The organism is Extensimonas vulgaris, from assembly GCF_003337425.1.
GTDB lineage: Bacteria > Pseudomonadota > Gammaproteobacteria > Burkholderiales > Burkholderiaceae_C > Extensimonas > Extensimonas vulgaris.
Window position 1 is genome coordinate 79,852 of sequence record NZ_QPJU01000001.1, and the last position, 21,519, is coordinate 101,370.

General features: G+C 67.2%; 14 protein-coding genes. All 14 read right to left on the reverse strand.

What is annotated here, in order from left to right:
* Nucleotides 1-22: 22 nt before the first annotated feature.
* The 14 genes from DFR45_RS00340 to hrpA all read right to left on the reverse strand — a co-directional run bounded on the left by DFR45_RS00340 (nt 23) and on the right by hrpA (nt 21,458).
* Nucleotides 23-1,453: a 3-deoxy-D-manno-octulosonic acid transferase gene (locus tag DFR45_RS00340; RefSeq protein ID WP_241659329.1), complete on the reverse strand. Its 1,431-nt coding sequence runs from the start codon at nt 1,451-1,453 to the stop codon at nt 23-25.
* A gap of 60 nt (nt 1,454-1,513) precedes the next feature.
* Complete coding sequence (locus DFR45_RS00345; protein ID WP_114481734.1) at nt 1,514-2,902, reverse strand: phosphomannomutase/phosphoglucomutase; 1,389 nt, start codon at nt 2,900-2,902, stop codon at nt 1,514-1,516.
* 161 nt (nt 2,903-3,063) lie between these two features.
* Nucleotides 3,064-3,528, reverse strand: a complete 465-nt coding sequence (locus DFR45_RS00350; RefSeq protein WP_114481735.1) for a SixA phosphatase family protein — start codon at nt 3,526-3,528, stop codon at nt 3,064-3,066.
* A 1-nt stretch (nt 3,529) separates the two neighbouring features.
* Nucleotides 3,530-5,737: a polyphosphate kinase 1 gene (gene ppk1 / locus DFR45_RS00355; protein WP_114481736.1), complete on the reverse strand. Its 2,208-nt coding sequence runs from the start codon at nt 5,735-5,737 to the stop codon at nt 3,530-3,532.
* 218 nt (nt 5,738-5,955) lie between these two features.
* On the reverse strand, nt 5,956-6,843 hold the full coding sequence (locus DFR45_RS00360) for a UDP-2,3-diacylglucosamine diphosphatase (protein ID WP_114481737.1): 888 nt from the start codon (nt 6,841-6,843) through the stop codon (nt 5,956-5,958).
* Nucleotides 6,843-7,679, reverse strand: a complete 837-nt coding sequence (locus tag DFR45_RS00365) for a GNAT family N-acetyltransferase (RefSeq protein WP_114482159.1) — start codon at nt 7,677-7,679, stop codon at nt 6,843-6,845. The genes DFR45_RS00360 and DFR45_RS00365 overlap by 1 nt, the downstream gene beginning before the upstream one ends.
* A 414-nt stretch (nt 7,680-8,093) precedes the next feature.
* The gene (gene kdpE / locus DFR45_RS00370) at nt 8,094-8,786 is read right to left on the reverse strand and encodes a two-component system response regulator KdpE (RefSeq protein WP_114481738.1); all 693 of its coding nucleotides are present in this window, start codon (nt 8,784-8,786) and stop codon (nt 8,094-8,096) included.
* A gap of 25 nt (nt 8,787-8,811) precedes the next feature.
* The gene (locus DFR45_RS00375; RefSeq protein WP_114481739.1) at nt 8,812-11,544 is read right to left on the reverse strand and encodes a DUF4118 domain-containing protein; all 2,733 of its coding nucleotides are present in this window, start codon (nt 11,542-11,544) and stop codon (nt 8,812-8,814) included.
* A gap of 25 nt (nt 11,545-11,569) precedes the next feature.
* The gene (gene corA, locus DFR45_RS00380) at nt 11,570-12,565 is read right to left on the reverse strand and encodes a magnesium/cobalt transporter CorA (RefSeq protein ID WP_114482160.1); all 996 of its coding nucleotides are present in this window, start codon (nt 12,563-12,565) and stop codon (nt 11,570-11,572) included.
* A 90-nt stretch (nt 12,566-12,655) separates the two neighbouring features.
* Nucleotides 12,656-13,231 carry a potassium-transporting ATPase subunit KdpC gene (gene kdpC, locus DFR45_RS00385; protein ID WP_114481740.1) on the reverse strand — a complete coding sequence of 192 codons (576 nt, stop codon included), beginning with the start codon at nt 13,229-13,231 and terminating at the stop codon, nt 12,656-12,658.
* Between the two features lie 13 nt (nt 13,232-13,244).
* Entirely contained in the window at nt 13,245-15,314 is a 2,070-nt protein-coding gene (kdpB, locus tag DFR45_RS00390; protein ID WP_114481741.1) for a potassium-transporting ATPase subunit KdpB, read from the reverse strand.
* A 16-nt stretch (nt 15,315-15,330) separates the two neighbouring features.
* Nucleotides 15,331-17,118, reverse strand: a complete 1,788-nt coding sequence (gene kdpA / locus DFR45_RS00395) for a potassium-transporting ATPase subunit KdpA (protein ID WP_114481742.1) — start codon at nt 17,116-17,118, stop codon at nt 15,331-15,333.
* Nucleotides 17,115-17,207 carry a K(+)-transporting ATPase subunit F gene (kdpF, locus tag DFR45_RS00400; protein WP_114481743.1) on the reverse strand — a complete coding sequence of 31 codons (93 nt, stop codon included), beginning with the start codon at nt 17,205-17,207 and terminating at the stop codon, nt 17,115-17,117. The genes kdpA and kdpF overlap by 4 nt, the downstream gene beginning before the upstream one ends.
* A 216-nt stretch (nt 17,208-17,423) precedes the next feature.
* Nucleotides 17,424-21,458, reverse strand: a complete 4,035-nt coding sequence (gene hrpA, locus DFR45_RS00405) for an ATP-dependent RNA helicase HrpA (protein WP_241659339.1) — start codon at nt 21,456-21,458, stop codon at nt 17,424-17,426.
* Between the last annotated feature and the right edge of the window lie 61 nt (nt 21,459-21,519).

A 21,519-nucleotide genomic window follows, 5' to 3' on the forward strand; every position in this document is an offset into this window, starting at 1 on the left:
TGCAACACGCGGCGGCTACATCTCAGCGCGGCTTGGCCTGGCTGCGCTCGAGCAATGCGACCACGGCCTGCGCGCTGGCCTCGGCTGCGCCGCGGTGGGTTTGCGCGAATGTTTGCGCCTGCGCCCGCGCCTGTTCCAGCCGCGGGCCATCGAGCGCGAGCGCACAGGCTGCCTGCACTCCTTCGCGCAGGTCAGCGACGCGCAGCGCGGCGCCGGCAGCGCAGGCATGTTGCGCGGCCTCGGCAAAGTTGAAGGTGTGGGGCCCGAGCACCACGGGACAGCCGCAGGCCGCGGCTTCGATCAGATTCTGGCCGCCGAGCGGTGCAAAGCTGCCGCCGAGCAGCGCCACATCCGCCAGCGCGTAGTAAGCCTGCATCTCGCCCAGCGAATCGCCGAGCCACACGTCTGCGGGCGCGGGCGCCTCCGCCCAGGAACTGCGCCGCGCGACGCGCAAGCCCGCGCCTTCGAGCAGCGCAGCCACCTCGTCGAAGCGCTGCGGGTGGCGCGGCACGATCAGCCATTGCACCTGCGCAGCGGGGTCTGAGGGCATCGCAGTTACTTCTGAAGTGATAGCTGCTTGTGCTTGATGCGACTTGGCTAGAGGCGTTTTTCGCTCAAAAATCGGGGCCACGGCCTGCAGCCACATGGCCTCCTCGCCCTCGCGGCTGCTCGCGAGCATGACGACGGGGCGCGGGCGGTGCGCACGCCACGCTTGGCCGAGCGCGCGCTGCGCAGCGTCGGGGCGCACATCGAACTTGAGGTTGCCAAGCACCGCCTGCACGGGCGCGCCCAGGCTGCGCAGGCGCTGCGCGTCGGCCTCACTCTGCGCCCACACGGCCGTGAGGCTGCGGTAGGCGGGCACGGCGAGCGCGCGCAAGCGCCGTGCGCCGCGCCACGACTTGGCGTTGAGGCGCGCATTCGCGAGCACGAGCGGCACGCCCTGCGCCTTGCAGCCCGCGACAAGATTCGGCCAGACCTCGGTTTCCATGAGGATGCCAAGCGCGGGGCGAAAGGTGCGCAAAAAGCGCTGCACGGCGGCGCGCGTGTCCCACGGCTGCCAGACCTGCACGTCGCCGGGCTGCAGCAGCTTCGCGCCCTCGGCGCGGCCCGTCGCGGTGCCGTGCGTGAGCAGCAATCGCATATGGGGCAGGCGCGCACGCAAGGCCGCGACCAGGATGGCCGCAGCGCGCGTTTCGCCCAGCGACACCGCATGCACCCAGACCAAGGGCGCGTCGGCGCGCGCCGGCTCGACCTGCTGCAGCTGGCGCACGATCTCTGGCGCATAGCGCCCGAAACGCTCGCCCACGGCCTGCGCGTAGCCGGGCTCGGCGCGGGCGCGGCGGCGCAGCTTGCGCCGCAGCAGCGGCTGGGCGGCCCACACCAGCATGGAATACAGGCGCAGCGCGCACCAGGCAATTACGGGGTGCGGCATGGGTGCGGGAGCGAGTTCCATCGCCTGCGCGCCTGCGCGTCTGCGCTGCTGCAACGATTCAACCCAAGGCGTGCGCCGCGCTCAATGCGCAGCGGCGCCAATCTGCGCATCGGGCTTGACGCGGCGCAGCAGCGCGAGCATGTCGGCCTCGATGCGCGCGAGCGCCTCTGGCGTGTGGCCTTCGAAGCGCAGCACCAGCACGGGCGTGGTGTTGCTCGCGCGGATCAGGCCGAAGCCGTCGGGCCAGTCCACGCGCAGGCCGTCGATGGTGTTGATCTGCGCCGGCGGGCCGAAATACTGCGGCGCCAGCGCCTGCAGCTCGGCCGTGATGCGGTGCGGCTCGCCCTCGGCGCAGGCGACGTTGAGCTCGGGCGTCGCATAGCTCGTGGGCAGCGCATCGAGCACGGCACTGGGGTCGGGGCTGCGGCTCAAAATCTCGAGCAGGCGGCAGCCCGCGTAGGTGCCGTCGTCGAAGCCGTACCAGCGCTCTTGGAAGAAGATGTGGCCGCTCATCTCGCCGCCCAGGGGCGAGCCGATCTCGCGCATCTTGGCTTTGATGAGCGAGTGGCCGGTCTTGTACATCACGGGCACACCGCCTGCGGCCACGATCGCGGGGGCGAGGCGCTGCGTGCATTTCACGTCGAACACGATCGCACCGCCCGGCACGCGCTGCAGCACATCCTGCGCAAACAGCATGAGCTGGCGGTCGGGGAAGATGTTGTTGCCACCCTTGGTGACGATGCCCAGCCGGTCGCCGTCGCCATCGAAGGCCAGGCCCAGCTCGGCGTCACTGCCCTGCAAAGCGGCGATGAGGTCGCGCAGGTTTTCGGGCTTGCTCGGGTCGGGGTGGTGGTTCGGGAAGCTGCCGTCGACTTCGGAAAAGAGCTCCACCACGTCGCAGCCCAGCGCGCGGAAAATCCCCGGCGCCGAAGCGCCCGCGACGCCATTGCCGCAATCGACGACGATCTTCATGCGCCGTGCAAGGCGCACGTCGCCGACGATGCGCTCGGTGTAGGCCGGCAGCACATCGACCTGCCGCACCGAGCCGCCGGGCACGAGCTGCCAAGTCTCGGATTCCATGGAACGGCGCAGCGCCTGGATGTCCTCGCCGTAGATCGCGCGGCCGCCGAGCACCATCTTGAAGCCGTTGTGGTCGCGCGGGTTGTGGCTACCAGTGACCTGGATGCCGCTCTTGCACAGCGTGGCCGCGGCAAAGTACAGCATGGGCGTGGTCACCATGCCTACGTCGATCACTTGCAGCCCCACATCGACCAGGCCCGCAATCAGCGCCGCAGCAAGCGCCGGCCCCGACAGGCGCCCATCGCGCCCGACGGCCACCGTGCCCTCGCCTTGCGCGCGCACCGCCATGCCGAAGGCGCGCCCGAGGCCGCGCGCGGTGTTTTCGTCGAGGGTGGTGGGCACGATGCCGCGGATGTCGTAGGCTTTGAAAATCGCAGGATTCACTTGCACGGGCGGGCCTTTCGTTCCGATGGGGTCGGGAAAACCAGAGGGACAGGAGGAGTCGGCATTGTAGGTGGCGCCCCTCTACCGCAATACCCTACCGCAACACCCATCGCAATCCCCGGCGCAGCTCAGCGCCGCCGCCTGCCCCCCACGGTACAGACACAGGGTCAAAGAAATTCGGGCGACTGCACCGTGAGCAGCACGGTCTCGCCGCGCTCTTGGCGCTCGCGGTAGCGCAACCACCACACGGCCCCTTTGCGCACCGCGCATTCGCCCGCGCGCATGCCCATGAGCTCGGCAATGGTCTGGCCCAGCGTGGGCTGGTGGCCGACGATGAGCACTGCCCCGCGCGCCTCGGGCCAGCGCGCAAGTTCGAGCACGTCTTGCGCGCTCGCGCCGGGCAGCAGCTCGGCGCGCAGCTTGAATTTGCGGCCCAGCGCCTGCGCCGTCTGTTCGGTGCGCCGTGCGGGGCTGGCCAACACGCGCAAGCCTTGCGGCAGTTGCCGGTCGAGCCAGGCACCCATGCGCTCGGCCTGTTTTTCGCCGCGCGGCGTGAGGGCGCGCGCCACGTCCTCCATGCCCTCGGCGGCATCCTCGGCCTCGGCATGGCGCCAGAGAATCAAGTCCATCACATTACCACCCGGTTTCTTCGGATTGCAGCGCACCATAGCGCGCCATCAGTGCGTTTTGCGCGCCTTTTCCGGTCTGCGGGTGCGGCGGCCGCGCGTAGTGGCCGTCGGCCTGCAGCGTCCAGGCGTCGCGGTCGTCATACAGATACGCGACCAGGCACTCGTCGATGATTTGCTGGCGCAGCGCCGGATCGGTCACCGGCCAGGCGAGCTCCACGCGGCGCAGCATGTTGCGGTTCATCCAGTCGGCGCTCGAGAGGTACAAGTCTTCCTCTTGCCCGGCACGGAAGTAAAACACGCGGCTATGCTCCAAAAAGCGCCCGACGATAGAGCGCACGCGGATGTTGTCGCTCACGCCCGGCACCTGCGCGGGCAACATGCACGCACCGCGCACGATGAGGTCTATGCGCGCGCCCTGCTGGCCGGCGCGCAGCAAGGCATGGATCAGCGCCTCGTCGGTGAGCGCGTTCATTTTCACGACGATGCGCGCGTCCTCGCCACGGCACGCGGCCTGGCCTACGCGCTCGACAAAAGCCAGCAAGCGCCGCTGCAGGTGAAAGGGCGCAAGAATGAGCTTGCGCAGACGCGGTGGGCGGTTCTGGCTCGCCAGGTGGTTGAACACGCCGTCCATCTCGGCCGTGATCTGCGTGTCCGCCGTGAAGTAGCCCAAATCGGTATAGAGCCGCGCCGTGCGGGCGTTGTAGTTCCCTGTCGAAAGGTGGCCATAGCGGCGCAGCTGGCGCCCCTCGCGGCGCGTGACGAGCAGCATCTTGGCGTGCGTCTTGAGCCCCACCACGCCATACACCACCTGCGCGCCCACTGCTTCGAGCGCCTCGGCCCAGTTGATGTTGGCCTCTTCGTCGAAGCGCGCCTTGAGCTCCACCACCGCCATGACCTCTTTGCCGCGGCGCACGGCCTCGCCGAGCAGACGCATGAGTTCGGAGTCGCGCCCGCCGGTGCGGTAAATGGTCTGCTTGATCGCGAGCACCTGCGGGTCTTCCACGGCTTCGCGCAGGAAGGCGAGCACGCTGTCGAAGCTCTCGAAAGGCTGATGGATCAGCACGTCGCGCGCGCGCAGCTGCTCGAAAATCGAGGTGCCCGCCACGAGCTGGTGCGGCCACACCGGGTTCCAGGGGGGGAACAGCAGCGCCGGATCGTTCACCAAATCGACGAGCTGCGTGAGCCGCACCAGGTTCACGGGCCCATGCACGCGGTACAGCGCGGCCTCGGGCAGCTCGAACTGGCGCAGCAAAAAATCCGCCAGGAACTTCGAGCAGCCCGCCGACACCTCGAGCCGCACGGCTTGGCCGTAATTGCGCTGCTGCAAGCCCTGGCGCAAGGCCGTGCGCAGGTTGCGCACGTCTTCCTCGTCGAGCGCGAGGTCGGAGTGGCGCGTGACGCGAAACTGCGAAAACTCCGTCACCTCGCGCCCGGGGAAAAGATCCGTGAGGTGCGCGCGCACGATGCTCGAGATGCTCGCAAACAGCATCTGCTTGGGGTTGTCACCGGGGATGCGCACGATGCGCGGCAGCGCGCGCGGCACCTTGACGATGGCCACCTCGTTTTCGCGCCCGAAAGCATCGCGCCCTTTGAGGCGCACGATGAAGTTCAGCGACTTGTTCGCGACCTGCGGAAACGGGTGCGCCGGATCGAGCCCCACGGGCACGAGCAGCGGGCGCACCTCGCGCCGGAAATAGGCACTCACCCAGCGCTTGTGCGCGGCGCTGCGCTCGCTGTGCGCAAGAATGCGGATGCCATGCGCCGCGAATGTCGGCACCAGCACCTGGTTGTAGAGCGCGTACTGGCGCGCCACGAGGTCGTGCACCTTGGCCGCAAGCGCCTCGAACGTGGCCACGGTGTAGGGCCCTTTGGTCTCACCGTGCTTGACCGCGTTCACATGCGGCTCGGCGCGCACCTCGAAAAATTCGTCGAGGTTCGACGAAACGATGCAGAGAAAGCGCAGCCGCTCGAGCAAAGGCACATCGTCGCGCACGGCCCAATCGAGCACGCGCTCGTTGAACGCCAGGATGCTGTGGTCGCGGTCGAGCAAGGTGACCGGCGGGGCCGCTGCCGATGCGGCGGTGCGCGATCGAGGCGCGGGCGCCGCCTTCGCACCCGGCGCCTCGCCCCGCTCCTCGGCGTCTGCAGGGCGGGCGGCAGCGACGGCGTCCGTGGTTGGTGCAGGCGTGGAGGTTGCTGGGGCAGGTTTCATCGGATGACAGACGAAGTCGAACAAAAAATGCCGAAACAGCGAGTATCGAGCGGCAAGATGACGGTCGTGTGACAAGTCATCTGGACTTGCGCAAACAAGGATGCTGCAAATTTGCCATGCGGCGCGCGCCTTGCCTGACCCGATTTGCGCAAGTCGTGCTCATACTTCACTGTGCACCGTAACACACCAGCGCAGCGGCACGGCGCGTGCGGCGGGCCTCATGCCTGCACGGGCATGGCGGGGGGCCGCTCGCGGGATTGGTTGCGCGCTGGCCACTGCAGCAATTCGAGGCGCCCGTCCAGATGCTCGACCAAGGCCGTGCGGCTCTCCACCCAGTCGCCGTCGTTGCAATACAAAATGCCGTCGATCTCGCGCATTTCGGCGCGGTGGATATGGCCGCAGACCACGCCCTGGTAGCCGCGCCGGCGCGCCTCGGCCGCCACGGCGGCCTCGAAGTCGCTCACGTAATTCAGGGCCTTTTTGACCTTGCCCTTGAGGTAGGCCGAGAGCGACCAATACGGCAGGCCCAGGCGCGCACGCAGCGTGTTCAGGTAGCGGTTGAGCTTGAGGGTGAATTCGTAGAGGTTGTCGCCCACGTAGGCGAGCCACTTGGCGCACTGGATCACGCCGTCGAAGTAGTCGCCATGCGTGATCCAGAGCCGGCGGCCGTCGGCCGTCAGGTGCACGGCGTCTTGCGCGACTTCGATGCCGCCGAACGCGTGCTCGACGAAAGCGCGCGCGAATTCGTCATGGTTACCGGGCACGAAGACCACGCGGCAGCCTTTGCGTGCGCGGCGCAGCAGCTTTTGCACCACGTCGTTGTGCGCCTGCGGCCAAAACCATTTGCGCCGCAGCTGCCAGCCATCGACCACGTCGCCCACGAGGTAGAGGTAATCGCTCGAATGGTGACGCAAAAAATCGAGCAAGGCGTGCGCCTGACAGCCCGGCGTGCCCAGGTGCAGGTCGGAGATGAACACCGCGCGGTAATGCTGCGCTGGCGCGGACTCTGCGGGCGCATCGTCCGCGGTACGTGCGCCAGCAGCTTCGTTCGTCGAGTAGGCCATGCCGGCGCTCCAGACGTCGTGGGCGTCGAACGCAGCGCGCATCAGGCCCCCAGAAAGTGCTTGCGGTAGCGCTGGGGCAAGTCGGCCAGGCGCATCATCAGCGGCAGGTCGGCGGTGTTGAAGTCCGGATCCCACGCGGGCGCGCCGAGCACGCGCGTGCCCATGCGCAGGTAGCCTTTGATGAGCGCGGGCGGCTCGACCTGCAGGCTGGTGTCGAGCTGCTCGACGGGCAGCGGCAGCCGCGGGCGCACCTGGTATTCGATGGGCGCAAGATGCGTCTGGCGCAATTGCGCCCAGATGCTCGCGGCCACGTCGCCGCCGGCCACGCCGTTGTGCATCATGGGAATGCTGCCACAGCCGATCATGGTGTCGAGCTGGTTGCGCACCATGAAGTCGCCGAGCGCGCCCCACAGCGCCATGATGACGCCGCCCTGGCGAAAATCGGGGTGTACGCAGCTGCGGCCCAGCTCCACCATGCGCGCGCGCAGGCTGCGCAGGCGCGTGAGGTCGAACTCGGTGTCGCTGTAGGTGCTGCCCACGCGCCGCGCCTGCGCCGGGGTCAAAACGCGGTAGGTGCCTATGACCTCCTGCGAGTCCTGCGTGCGCACCAGTAGGTGTTCGCAATAGTCGTCGAACAGGTCGATGTCGTGCTCGGGCACGGGCGTCGCCAGGCGCGCGCCCATTTCACGCACGAACACCTCGTACCTCAGCCGCTGCGCCGCGCGGACTTCATCGAGGTGCCGCGCCCACGCCACTTCAATCCCTTTGCCCGCAGACGCAGGCTGCGCCGCACCATCCCCATGGCCCGGGCGGTGAAGTGACCCCCTGGGCAAGGAAATCGGTGACAGGGGCAGCGTGGGGCTGGGCAACTCGTTCATGGACAACTCTCCTTGGGATGGCGGTGATCGAACGTAAAAACCAGGCCCTTTGCGGGGGATATGGCTTTTCGTCGTCCCAGTGTGGTTGCCTCGCATGACGTGACGGTGTCAGTCTAATGTCGGCTGCATGACAGCACCTCAGAACTGCACTCTTTGGAGACGCTGCTGAATGCTTCGTAAAACATAGCGGATTACGCTTGAACCCAGATTGTTCATTAGGCGGTGCTTCGCACCTACGCGGGCGTTGGCGGACGTCTGCCGGTCATTTTGGCCGCGGCTTCGGCGTCCATGGCACCGGCCATGGACTTCTCACCCGCGACCAAACTGCCACGCCAGCCGCCTCACCATCATCCCGCGTCCTAATGAACAATCTGGGTTGAAAGAAGCCGTAAATCTGAGATTTACGCTGTGTATTCACTGCTTGAAGCGATACCCCACGCCGGTTTCGGTCAGCAGATGCCTGGGCATCGCTGGCACCTGTTCGATCTTTTTGCGCAGATTGGCCATGTGCACCCGCACGTAGTGGGTATCTTCGGTGTGGCCCGGGCCCCAGACGGCCTTGAGCAATTGGCGGTGCGTGATCACCCGATCCGGCTGCGCTGCCAGATAGGTGAGCAGTTTGTATTCGATGGGCGTGAGGTGCAGCGTCTGGCCGGCGCGCGCCACCACGCGCCCCACGAGGTCGATGCGGATGTCGCCGAACACAAGCACCGGTTCGCCTGCGGGAGACTGCTGCAGATGGCGGCGCAGCTGCGCGCGCACGCGCGCCAGCAGTTCGCCGGCGCCGAAGGGTTTGACCAGGTAGTCGTCCGCGCCGGCGTCGAGTGCGGCGATTTTGTCTGCCTCCTGGCTGCGCGCCGAAAGCACCAGCACGGGCACGGCCGACCACTGGCGCAGCGCGCGCACCAGTTCCACGCCGTCGCCATCGGGGAGTCCGAGGTCGAGCACCAGCAGGTCCGGGCGGCGCGTTGCGGCCTCGATCAGCCCGCGTTTCACGCTGTCGGCCTCGAACACCTCATGCCCTTCGGACTCCAGCGCCAGGCGCACGAAGTGGCGGATTTCCGCCTCGTCCTCGACGACCAGGATGCGGCTGCGCAATGCGGTCATGGTCTAGAACCTGTTCATGAAAAGATCATGAACAGGTTTGTACTCCTTCAACACCGCCGTCGTCTGCAGGCGGCGTGCCGCACGGGAGTTCGATAGTAAAGCGTGCGCCCGCCACCCTGCCCTGTTCGATGCGGTTCTCCGCGCGGATGCGCCCGCCGTGCGCAAGCACAATGGCGCGGCAGATCGCGAGGCCCAGGCCCACACCGGGCGTTGCACTCTCGCGCGTGCCGCGTTCGAATTTTTCGAAGAGAGCCTCCTCGCGTCCCGGCGGTAGACCGGGTCCATCGTCGTCTATGGTGAGGGTGACGCAAGACCCTGAAGGCTTGGCCGCAATGCGCACGGCCGTGCCGGGCGGCGTGTATTTCGCGGCGTTTTCAAGCAGATTGACCAGCACGCGCTCGATCAGCACGGCGTCGAACTCGAGCAGCGGCAGGTCATCGGCCAGCTGCACGCTCACGGGTCGCGTGCGCAACGCTGGCGCGCAGGCCGCCAGCGCCGCCCCCACCACCTCTTCGAGCGGTTGCCAGGCACGGTGCAGTTGCACCCCACCGGCCTCCAGCCGCGCCATGTCGAGCAGGTTGTTGACCAGCGCGTTCATGCGCAGCGCCGATTCGCGGATCGACAGCGCGATCTCGTGCTGCGCGGCAGGATCGCGTCCTGACGCTTGCGCCATGACCAGCGCATCCGCAAGCCCCACCAGTGCAGCGAGTGGCGTGCGCAGGTCGTGCGAGATCGCCGACAGCAGCGAATTGCGCAGGCGCTCGGACTCGATCTGCAAAGTGCTCTTTTGCGCCACGTCGATGTAGTGGATGCGCTCCAGCGAAATCGCGAGCAGCGACGCACAGGTCTCGAGCAGACGCCGCTGTTCCGGCCCCAGCGCCTGCCCGCCTGCCGGCGGCTCGATCACCAGCACACCGCGCCGGCGCATCGGCGCCTTCAGCGGCAGTACCAAGCAGCGACTGGCCGGCAGCGTATCAGTGCCATGGCCAGCGGCCTCGCCGTGGTCGAAAGCCCATTGCGCCACCCCCTCATCGACCGCGGCCCCACCACTGGGCAATGGGTGCAGGCGCTCATCGTCGTCCGCCTCGAGCAAGGTGGCACGCGCGCCGAATTCCGCCGCGAGAAAGCGCGCCCCAATCTCTGCCACCTGTGCGGGCAGCAGCGCCGCCGACAGGTCGCGCGACATTTCATAGAGCCCGCGCACGCGGTGCTCGCGCAAGGTGGCCGCCTCGGCCTGCACCTTCAGCCCGGCCATGAGCTGCCCCACCACCAGGGCTACGACCAACATCACAGCAAAAGTGACGAGGTATTGGACGTCGCTCACCGCAAATGAGAAGTGCGGTGCGACGAAGAAAAAATCGAACAAGCCGACGCCGAGGAAGGCCGCCAGTACGGCCGGGCCGCGCCCCCAGCGCAGCGCCACGCCGACCACCGCGAGCAAAAACAGCATCACGATGTTGGTCAATTCGAACATGCCGACCAGAGGCGTGGCGAGCACAGCCACGAGCGCGCAGGCCCCGGCAGCCGCCAGGTAGCCCTGCCAGTGCAGGCCCATGTCTTCGCCCGACGCGTGCGCACGCCGCAACGGGCGTCTGATGATCGCCGCGGGCAATGCCACCTGCAGCACGTCGAGGTCATCCGCCAATGCAGCGATGCTCTCGGCCAACGGTGCAGCCCACGGCCAGTACCAGCGCCGCTCGCGCCGGCCCATCACCAGGCGCGCGAGGTTGTGCTCGCGCGCGTAGCGCACCAGCGCCGGGGCCAGCTCGGGCGCGCTGGGCGTCGCTGTGACGGCGCCAAGCTCTTCGGCCAGCTTCAGCGCGCGCAACACGCGCACGCGCTGGGCTTCTGGCAGGCGCTGCATCGCGGGCGTCTCCACATGCACGGCATGCCAGGGCACGTCGAGCTGTGCCGCCAGGCGCGCGCAACTGCGCACCACTTTTTCCGCATGTTCGCCCACACCGACGCAGGCGAGCAAGGCCTCGCGGTTGGGCCACACCGCTTGCACCGAACTCTGGCGCCGGTAGGCCTGCATTTCGACATCGACGCGATCGGCGGTACGGCGCAAGGCCAGTTCGCGCAGCGCCAGCAAATTGCCCTTGCGAAAGAAGTTGGCGGCCGCGCGCTCGGCCTGCTGCGGCAGATACACCTTGCCTGCCCTGAGGCGATCGAGCAGCTCGTCGGGCGGCAGATCGACCACCACCACCTCGTCGGCTTCGTCGAATACGCGATCGGGCACCGTCTCCCAGACGCGGATGCCGGTAATGCCGCTGACGATGTCGTTCAAACTCTCGAGATGCTGCACGTTCATCGTCGTCCAGACGTCCACGCCCGCCTGCAGCAATTCTTCGACGTCCTGCCAGCGCTTGGGGTGGCGCGAGCCGGGCGCGTTGCTGTGCGCCAGCTCGTCGAGCAGCACCAGCGCCTGCGGGTGCGCGGCGCCAAAGGCCAACGCTGCGTCGAGGTCGAATTCCTGCAGCACGCGGCCACGGTACGGCACCGCCTTGAGCGCCAATCGCGGCAGCCCCCTGGCCATCGCCTCGGTGTCGGCGCGGCCATGCGTCTCAACCACGCCGATCACGAGCGCCAAGCCCTGCGCCTGCGCGACGTGCGCGGCGGCCAGCATCGCCCAAGTCTTGCCCACGCCCGGCGAAGCGCCGAAAAATATCTTCAACCGCCCGCGCCGCGCATGCTCCTCTTCAGCCTGCACGCGCTGCAGCAAGGCATCGGGATCGGGGCGTTCGGGCGCATCCGTCATGGCAGCCGAATATCAACGCGCCGCTTCACAACCATCCGGCGCGCTTGAAGCGCCAGTAGAGGATGCCTGCAGCGGTGGCGATCAGGCCCAGGGCGAAGGGATAGCCGTAAGCCCATTTGAGCTCGGGCATGTGCTCGAAATTCATGCCCCAGATACCGGCCAGCGCCGTCGAGACGGCAAAAATCGCTGCCCACGCGGCCAGGCGCTTGGTCACCTCCGACTCGTCGATCGTGACCAGGGAAAGGTTGACCTGCATCGCCATGCCTATGGTGTCGCGGATCGCGTCGATCGCTGCGTTCATGCGCGCCAGGTGGTCGTGAATGTCGCGGAAATACTCCTGGGTGCTCAGGCAGACCTCGGGCACACGCCCGCCGTGCAGCTTGCCCGCGGCTTCGAGCAGCGGCGCCACGGCGTGGCGCAGCACGCTCGCGCGGCGTTTGAGCGCGTACAGCCGCTGAACGTTCGAGCGCGCCGCGCCGCCTTCGAAAATTTGCGACTCGATCTCCTCGAGGTCGGTTTCGATTTGCTCGAGGATGGGAAAGTACCTGTCCACCACCGCGTCCATCAGCGCGTAAAGAACGAAGCCGGCACCGTGGCGCAGCAGTTGCGGCTCGTGCTCGCAGCGTGCGCGCACACCGAGAAAGTTCTGGCTGCTACGGTTGCGCACCGAGAGCACGAAGTTCGCACCGACGAAGATCGCCACCTCGCCGATAGCTATATTTTCAGCAGCATTCTCGGCAGCAATGGTGTCGCCGGGCTGCATTTCGAGCAAGTGCATGACGACGAACACCATAGTGCCGTATTCCTCGATCTTGGGCCGCTGGTGGCCGTGCAGCGCATCCTCCACGGCAAGCTCATGCAGGCTGAACTCCTGCTGCATCTGGCGCAACTCCTGCGCGGTGGCGTCGCGCAAGGCAACCCACACGAAGCAGCCAGGGCGATCGAGATGGTGCCGGACCTCCTGCACCGGGATGTCGGCGAGTTTCTTCCCTTCCTGATAGACGACGCAGTTGATCAGCACGAGCATTCCTTGTTCGCATGCACCCCGTGGGGCGGGGAACCGAGTATGCATGCCCCCACTGCAGCGCAGGACAGGCCCGTGCAAATGGCTTCAGCGGCGCAAGGCATCGAGCGCCAGATTGAGTTCGAGCACGTGCACGCGCGACTCCCCGAAGAGGCCCCACTGGCGCCCTTCGGTGTGCTGCGCCACGAGGGCACGCAGCTGCTCGACGCCAAGGCCGCGGGCGCGGGCGACGCGGGCCAGCTGGTACGCGGCCGCTTCGGGACTGATGTGCGGATCCAGCCCGCTGGCCGACGCCATGACCAGGTCGGCGGGCACGGGCAAAGTATTGCCCGGATCAGCTGCCTGCAGCGCCTGCACGCGCACCTGCACGGCCTGGGCCAGCGCAGGGTTCAAAGGCCCCTGGTTCGAGCCTGAAGATGCTGCGGCGTTGTAGGGATAGGGCCCGGTCGCCGACGGGCGGCCCCAGAAATATTGCGGCGCGCTGAAGTTCTGCCCGATCAGCGCCGAGCCCACGGATTTGCCATCCTGGTAGATCAGACTGCCGGCGGCCGCATCGGCAAAGGCCAGCTTGCCTATGCCCGTCACCAACAGTGGATAGAGCACCCCGGTGAGCGCGGTCAGCAAAACGAAGAGGGTGAACGCAGGGCGCAAAAGTGTTTTCATGGCGTGATCTCCTTCAGAGCAGGTGGAATACGGCCAGCAGCATGTCGATCAGCTTGATGCCCACAAAGGGCACCACCAGACCGCCTAAACCATAAATGAGCAGGTTGCGGCGCAGCAGCATGGCCGCGCCCAGCGGCCGGTACTTGACGCCCTTGAGCGCCAGCGGGATCAAGCACATGATGATCAGCGCGTTGAAGATCACCGCCGAGAGGATGGCCGAGCCCGGCGTCGCGAGCCCCATCACGTTCAGCGCCGCGAGCTGCGGATAGGTGCTGACGAAGGCTGCCGGGATGATCGCGAAGTATTTGGCCACGTCGTTGGCGATGCTGAAGGTGGTGAGCGAGCCGCGCGTCATCAGCATCTGCTTGCCCGTCTCGACCACTTCGATCAGCTTGGTCGGATTGCTGTCCAGATCCACCATGTTGCCGGCTTCCTTGGCCGCCTGCGTGCCGGTGTTCATGGCCACCGCGACGTCGGCCTGCGCCAGCGCGGGCGCGTCGTTGGTGCCGTCGCCCGTCATGGCCACGAGGCGGCCCTGCGCCTGGTACTCGCGGATGCACTGCAGCTTGGCCTCGGGCGTGGCCTCGGCCAGAAAGTCATCGACGCCGGACTCGGCCGCAATGGCAGCCGCCGTCAGGCGGTTGTCGCCGGTCACCATCACCGTTTTGATGCCCATGCGGCGCAGTTCGGCAAAGCGCTCCTTGATGCCGCCCTTGACGACGTCCTTGAGCTCGATAGCACCGAACACGCGCTTGCCATCGGCCACCACGAGCGGCGTGCTGCCGCGCCGCGCAACCTCATCGACCACGCTTTGCAGCGCGGGCGGAAACTCCCCGCCAAGCGCCTCCACGTGCCGGCGGATCGCGTCCGCCGCACCCTTGCGCAGGCAGCGGCCGTCGGCCAGATCGACACCGCTCATGCGCGTCTGCGCCGTGAAATGCACGAACTGGGCCCCGAGCGCCGCCACGTCGCGCTCGCGCAGCTGGAACTTCTGCTTAGCCAGAACCACGATGCTGCGCCCTTCGGGCGTTTCGTCGGCCAGCGAGGCAAGCTGAGCGGCGTCCGCGAGCTCGGCTTCCTGCACGCCGGCTGCAGGCAAAAATGCGGAAGCCTGGCGGTTACCCAGCGTGATGGTGCCGGTCTTGTCCAAGAGCAGCACATCGACGTCACCCGCGGCCTCGACCGCCCGGCCCGAGGTGGCGATCACATTGGCCTGCATCATGCGGCTCATGCCCGCCACGCCGATGGCCGAAAGCAAGCCGGCGATGGTGGTCGGAATCAGACACACCAGCAAGGCCACCAGCACCGTCATGCTGATGGGCGTGCCGGCACCTGCGGCCCGAACGCTGAACATCGAATAGGGCAGCAGCGTGACCGTCACGCCCAGAAAGACGATGGTCAGGGCCACCAGCAGGATGGTCAGCGCGATCTCGTTGGGCGTCTTCTGCCGCTTGGCGCCTTCGACCATCGCGATCATGCGATCGACGAAGGTTTCCCCGGGGTTCACGGTGACCTCAATCACCAGCCAGTCCGAGAGCACGCGCGTGCCCCCGGTCACAGAGGCGAAATCCCCGCCCGACTCGCGGATCACCGGGGCCGACTCGCCGGTGATCGCGGACTCGTCCACCGAGGCCACGCCTTCGATCACCTGGCCATCGGCCGGGATGAGCATGTTGGCATCGACGCGCACGATGTCGCCCTTGCGCAGATCGCTCGCTGGCACCATGCTCCATGGCGCGTCGGCATGCCGGCCTTGCAGTTTTTTGGTCCAGGTGTCTTTTTTGAGGCCGCGCAGCGCGGCCGCCTGCGCCTTGCTGCGCCCTTCGGCCAGGGCCTCGGCAAAATTGGCGAACAGCACCGTGAACCAGAGCCACAGCGCCACGGCCAGGATGAAGCCGACCGGCGCCTCGCCCTGGCCGAACAACGCCTGCACGCCAAGCACGGTGGTCAGCATGCTGCCGACATAGACGACGAACATCACCGGATTGCGCCATTGCGCAGCGGGGTGGAGCTTTTTGCATGCGTCCAAGATGGCCGGCATCAGCAGCGCCGGGTCGAACATGCGCAATTGAGGGTGTGACATGGAAGGTTCCTCCTGCTCAATGGCTTGCAAAGAGCATCAAGTGCTCCACCACCGGGCCCAATGCGAGCGCAGGCACGTAGTTGAGCGCCCCGACCAGCAGCACGACGCCGATCAGCAGCACGACGAACAGCGGGCCGTGCGTGGGCATGGCGCCGGCGTGCGCGGCGACGCGCTTCTTGGCAGCCAGCGAACCCGCGAGCGCCAGCACCGGTACGATCACACCAAAGCGCCCGAACCACATCGCCAGGCCCAGCAGGGTGTTATAGAAGGGCGTGTTGGCCGACAGGCCCGCAAAGGCGCTGCCGTTGTTGTTGGCTGCCGAGGTGAAGGCGTAGAGAATTTCCGAAAAACCGTGCGCGCCCGGGTTGGCGACGCCCGCCACACCGGCGACGCTGAGCACCGCGATCGCCGTGCCGACCAACACCAGCAGCGGCGTCACGAGGATGGCGATGGACACCATCTTCATGTCGTAGGCCTCGATCTTCTTGCCCAGGTATTCGGGGGTGCGGCCTATCATCAGCCCGGCAATGAACACCGCCATCACGGCGAACACCAGCATGCCGTAAAGGCCCGTGCCTACGCCGCCGAACACCACTTCGCCCAGCATCATGTCCAACAGAGGAACGAGGCCGCCCAAAGGCATGAAGGAGTCGTGCATCGCGTTCACCGCGCCGCACGAGGCCAGCGTGGTGACGGTGGCGAACAGACCGCTGTCGGCGATGCCAAAGCGCGTTTCCTTGCCTTCCATGTTGCCCGCCGCGGCACTGGCGCCGTGCTGGGTCAGCAAAGGGTTGGCCTGCTGCTCGAACGACATGGCGGCCACGGCCAGCACGACGAACATCAGCGCCATGGCAATGAGCACGGCCCAGCCTTGACGGCGGTCGCCGACCATCTGCCCGAAGCTCAGGCACAGCGCCGCAGGGATGAGGAAGATCGCCAGCATCTGCACGAAATTCGCCAGCGGCGTCGGGTTCTCGTAAGGATGCGCAGAATTAGCGTTGAAAAAGCCCCCGCCATTGGTGCCCAGCAGCTTGATGGCCTCCTGCGAGGCGACCGGGCCCATGGGCAAAGTCTGCGTGCGGGTTTCGGCGGGTTCGGTGGAGGGCGCACTTTGGGCGTCCAGCACCGGTTGCCCCTGGGCATCCAGCTTCGGAGCGTCATAGTGCGTGACCTCGACCGTATTCACGTCGCGGTAGGCATCGTAGTTCTGGATCACGCCCTGCCCCATCAGGAACGCGGCGAACAGCAGCGCCAGCGGCAGCAGCACGTAGAGCGTGGCGCGCGTCAAGTCCACCCAGGCGTTTCCCATCGCCAACGTCGTATGCCGCGCAAAGCCGCGGATCAGCGCGATGACGACGACGATGCCGGTGGCGGCGGAAAGGAAGTTCTGCACGGCCAGGCCCAGCAGCTGCGTGAGGTAGCTCATCGTGGATTCGCCCGCATAGCCCTGCCAGTTGGTGTTCGTGACGAAGCTCACGGCGGTGTTGAAGGCCGAGTCTGCGCTCACGTTGGCCATCGATTGCGGATTGAGCGGCAGCCAGGCTTGCAGGCGCTGCAGCGCGTACACCGCCACGAAGCCGCACAGGTTGAACAGCAAAATGGCCAGCGCGTAGGACTTCCAGCCCATGTCCTCGTGGGGCCGCACGCCGCTTGCGCGGTACAGGAAGACCTCCAGGCGGGCCCCCAGGCGCACGGCAAAGCCGCGGCCCTCCATCACGTCGGCGATGTAGCGCCCGAGCGGCACCGCAGCGAGCAGCAGCACCGCCAAGAACACCCCGAGCAGAGTCCAGGCATGCGCGCTCATGAGAAGTCCTCCGGATGCAGCAATGCCGCCACCAGATAGACCAGCAGGCCCACGGCGATGACGCCGCCCAATACATAGGTCCAGCTCATTGCTCGGGCCCTCCGAGCTTGGCGCAGCCCAGCGTGAGGCCCACCAGCGCGAGCCACATCACGGCGATGAGTGCGAGATATGCAACGTCCATTTTTCATCCTCCTTGGCCCGCGCGAAGACGGGCTATGGGGATGCTATGGAGCCGGGCATCAAGATGATGCAAATTTACGCGCCGGGCGTATCAAGAAGGCATCAAGAAGGCCTGTCCGAAGCCGCTACACCACCCCGCTCACCTGCGCCCAAAGCTTTTCGAGGCGCTTGAGGCTCACGGGCTGGGGGGTGCGCAGCTCTTGCGCGAAAAAGCTCACGCGCAGCTCCTCGAGCATCCAGCGCAGCTCCTGCATGCGCGCGTCGGCGCGGCCCTTGCGCTCGGCGAGCAGGCGCCAGTAGCGCTGCTCGTGCGGGCGCAGCTCGGCGAGCTTGGCGGCGTCGCGCGCGGGGTCGGTGCGCACCTTGTCCAGGCGCAACACGATGGCCTTGAGGTAGCGCGGGAAATGCGCGAGCTGCGTCCAGGGCGTGGCGGCGAGGAAGTTTTTGGGCAGCAGGCGCTGCAATTGCTGCTGCGCGTCCTGCACCGCGTCGGGGGCGTTTTTCGTGTCTTTGAGCTTGCGCAGCGCGTGCGCGTATTCAAGCAGGATCGCGCCCGCGAGCCGCGCGACTTCGTTGGCGATCAGCGTGAGGCGCGCGCGGCCTTCTTCGAGGCGGCGCGCGAAGGCCGCGGCATCGGTGGGCAGCGGATCGAGCAGGAAGGCGCGCTCGAGCGCCAGGTCGATGATCTGCGCGCGCAACTCCTCCTGCGTGCCCAGCGGCATGTAGGCGATGGCCATTTTTTGCAGCTCGGGGATGTTCTTCTCAAGGTACTTGAGCGCGTCGCGCAGCTGCAGCGCAAACAGGCGCCGCAGGCCCGCGCGGTGCTTGGCTGCGGCGAGTTCGGGCTCGTCGAAGACTTCGATGGTCACGGCGTCGCCCGCGTCGATCAGCGCGGGAAAGCCGATCAAGGTCTGCGCACCCTGGCGGATTTCCATGAGCTCGGGCAGCGCGCCGAAAGTCCACGCGGTGTAGCGCTGGCCGGCGCGCGGGCTTGCGCCGGAGCTTGGCGCAGCGGTGGAAGCCGCGGCATCGCCTGAGGCACCGGCGGATGGATGCGCAGCGGCCGGCGCGGCGGAAACTCCTTTTTTGCTAGCTGCTTGTGCTTGATGTACCTTGGCTAGAGGCCGATTTTGCTCTGAGTTTCCGGGCTCGGGCGCAGACTCGGGCTCTGGCGCCCCACGCCGCAGCGCCGCAAGCGCCTGGAACGCGCCGCGCGCCTGCACGCCCCACTCGGCCTTGAGCGCGCCGAGGTTGCGCCCCTGGCCGAGCTGGCGCCCGTGCTCGTCGATCACGCGAAAGTTCATGAACAGGTGCGGCGCGAGCATGTCGAGCTTGAAGTCGGCGCGCTGCACGTCGAGCGATGTCTCCTGTCGCACTTCGCGCAGCAGCGCTTCGATCAGGCTGCCCTGGCCGAAGCGCTCAGGCGTGCCGAGCAAGGCCGCCAGGCGCGCGGCCGATTCGGGCAGCGGGACGAAGCGCGAGCGCGGACGCTGCGGCAGGCTTTTGAGCAAGGCCTGGATCTTGTCCTTGAGCATGCCGGGCACGAGCCACTCGCAGCGCTCCTCGCTCACCTGGTTGAGCACGTACAGCGGCACGGTGACGGTGACGCCGTCGCGCGGATCGCCGGGCGCGTGCAGGTAGCTGGCCGTGCAATCGATGCCGCCCAGGCGCACGCTGCGCGGAAAGGCATTGCTCGTGATGCCCGCGGCCTCGTGGCGCATGAGCTCCTCGCGCGTGAGCTGGAGCAAATCGGGCTGCGTGCGGCTCGCCGCGCGCCACCAGGCTTCGAAGTCGGCACCGCTGCAGATCTCGGGCGGGATGTGCTGGTCGTAAAAGGCGTAGATCAGCTCCTCATCGACGAGCACGTCCTGGCGGCGCGCCTTGTGTTCGAGCTCTTGCACCTTGGCGATCAGCTTGCGGTTCGCGGCCAGAAAAGGCAGGCGCGCGTCCCACTCGCCCGCGACCAGCGCTTCGCGGATAAAAATCTCGCGCGCGGCGTGCGGATCGGCCTTGCCGAAGTTCACGCGCCGGCCGCTGTAAACGACGATGCCGTAGAGCGTGGCGCGCTCGAAGGCGACGACCTCGGCGCGCTTTTTCTCCCAGTGCGGATCGAGCAGCTGCTTCTTGAGCAAATGGCTGCCGAGCTGTTCGAGCCACTGCGGCTCGATCGCCGCGATGCCGCGGCCATACAGGCGCGTGGTTTCGACCAGCTCGGCCGCAACGATCCAGCGCCCCGGCTTTTTCGACAGGTGCGCGCCCGGGTGGCGGTAGAACTTGATGCCGCGCGCGCCCAGGTACCAGTCGTCCTCGTCGCTCTTGACGCCCACGTTGCCCAGCAGGCCGCTGAGCAGCGCGCAGTGGATTTGCTCGTAGCTTGCGGGCTGGGTGTTGAGGTGCCAGCCGTGCTCGGTGACCACCGTGAGCAGCTGGCTGTGGATGTCGCGCCACTCGCGCAGGCGGCGCACGTTGATGAAATTCTGGCGCAGCAGCGCCTCGTACTGGCGGTGGCTGAGTTTGTGCGTGGGGTGTGCAGCCGCTTCGGCGGCCGCAGGAGCTGGGGCTGCCTGCGCACGCTGCGCCACGGGCAGCGCAGCGTGCGCGCCCCTGCCCTGGCGCGCTTGAGCGGCCTGTTGCTTGGCTTGCGCGCGCGCCGAGGGCAGCGTGGGCAGGCTGCCGCCGCGCGCCTCGTGGATCCAGCGCCAGAGCTTGAGGTAGCTGCTGAACTCGCTCTTGTCGTCGTCGAATTTGGCGTGCGCCTGGTCGGCCTGCTGCTGTGCATCCAGCGGGCGCTCGCGCACGTCCTGCACGGACAGCGCCGCGGCGATCACGAGCACCTCGTCGAGCGCCTGGCGCGCGCGTGCCTCCACGATCATGCGGCCCACACGCGGATCGAGCGGCAGGCGCGCGAGCTGCTCCCCCATGGGCGTGAGCGCGCCCGACTCATCGACCGCGCCGAGCTCGGCGAGCAACTGGTAGCCGTCGGCGATCGCGCGGCCCGAGGGCGCGTCGATGAAGGGGAACTGCGCTACCTCGCCCAGGTGCAGCGAGGCCATGCGCAAGATCACCCCCGCGAGCGAGCTGCGCAAAATTTCGGGGTCGGTAAAGCGCGGGCGGCTCTGGAAATCGGCCTCGTCATAGAGCCGCAGACAAATGCCGTTGGCCACGCGGCCGCAGCGCCCGGCGCGCTGGTTCGCCGCGGCCTGGCTGATGGGCTCGATCAGCAGTTGCTCCACCTTGCTTCTGAAGCTGTAGCGCTTCACGCGCGCCGTACCTGCGTCAATCACGTATCGGATGCCTGGAACGGTGAGCGAGGTCTCGGCCACGTTGGTCGCGAGCACGATGCGCCGCTGGCCGTGGGGCGCAAAAATTTTCTGCTGCTCGGCCTGCGACAGGCGCGCGAACAGCGGCAGCACCTCGGCGTTGCGCAGCAGCGGCTGGTGCGCAAGGTGCTTGCGCAGGTGGTCTGCGGCCTCGCGGATTTCGCGCTCGCCCGGCAAAAAGACGAGGATGTCGCCCGGCGCGTTGCCCGCCCAGAGCTCATCGACGCCGTCGGCGATCGCGTCGTTGAGGCCATAGTCGCGACTGTCCTCGAACGGGCGCCAGCGGATTTCGACCGGGTAGGTGCGCCCCGACACCTCGATCACCGGCGCGGGCCCCTGCGCCGAAGCAAAGTGCCGCGCAAAGCGCTCGGCGTCTATGGTGGCCGAGGTCACCACCACCTTGAGGTCGGGCCGGCGCGGCAGGATCTGGCGCAGGTAGCCGAGCAAAAAGTCGATGTTCAGGCTGCGCTCGTGCGCCTCGTCGATGATGATGGTGTCGTAGGCTTGCAAGAGCGGGTCGGACTGCGTCTCGGCCAGCAAAATGCCATCGGTCATGAGCTTGACCGAAGCGTCCCTGGAGAGCCGGTCGTGAAAGCGCACCTTGTAGCCCACGACCTCGCCCAGCGGCGTGTGCAGTTCCTCGGCGATGCGCTGCGCCACACTGCTCGCGGCAATGCGGCGCGGTTGCGTGTGGCCTATGAGCCGCCCGCGCTGCCCCGGCGCGGCGGCATTGCACTTGCCGCGCCCCAGTGCCAGGGCCATTTTGGGCAGTTGCGTGGTTTTGCCCGAACCCGTCTCGCCGCACACGATGATGACCTGGTGCGCCTGCATGGCCGCCATGATCTCGTCGCGGCGCGCCGATACGGGGAGGGACTCGGGGAATTCGATCTGCAGCGCCGGC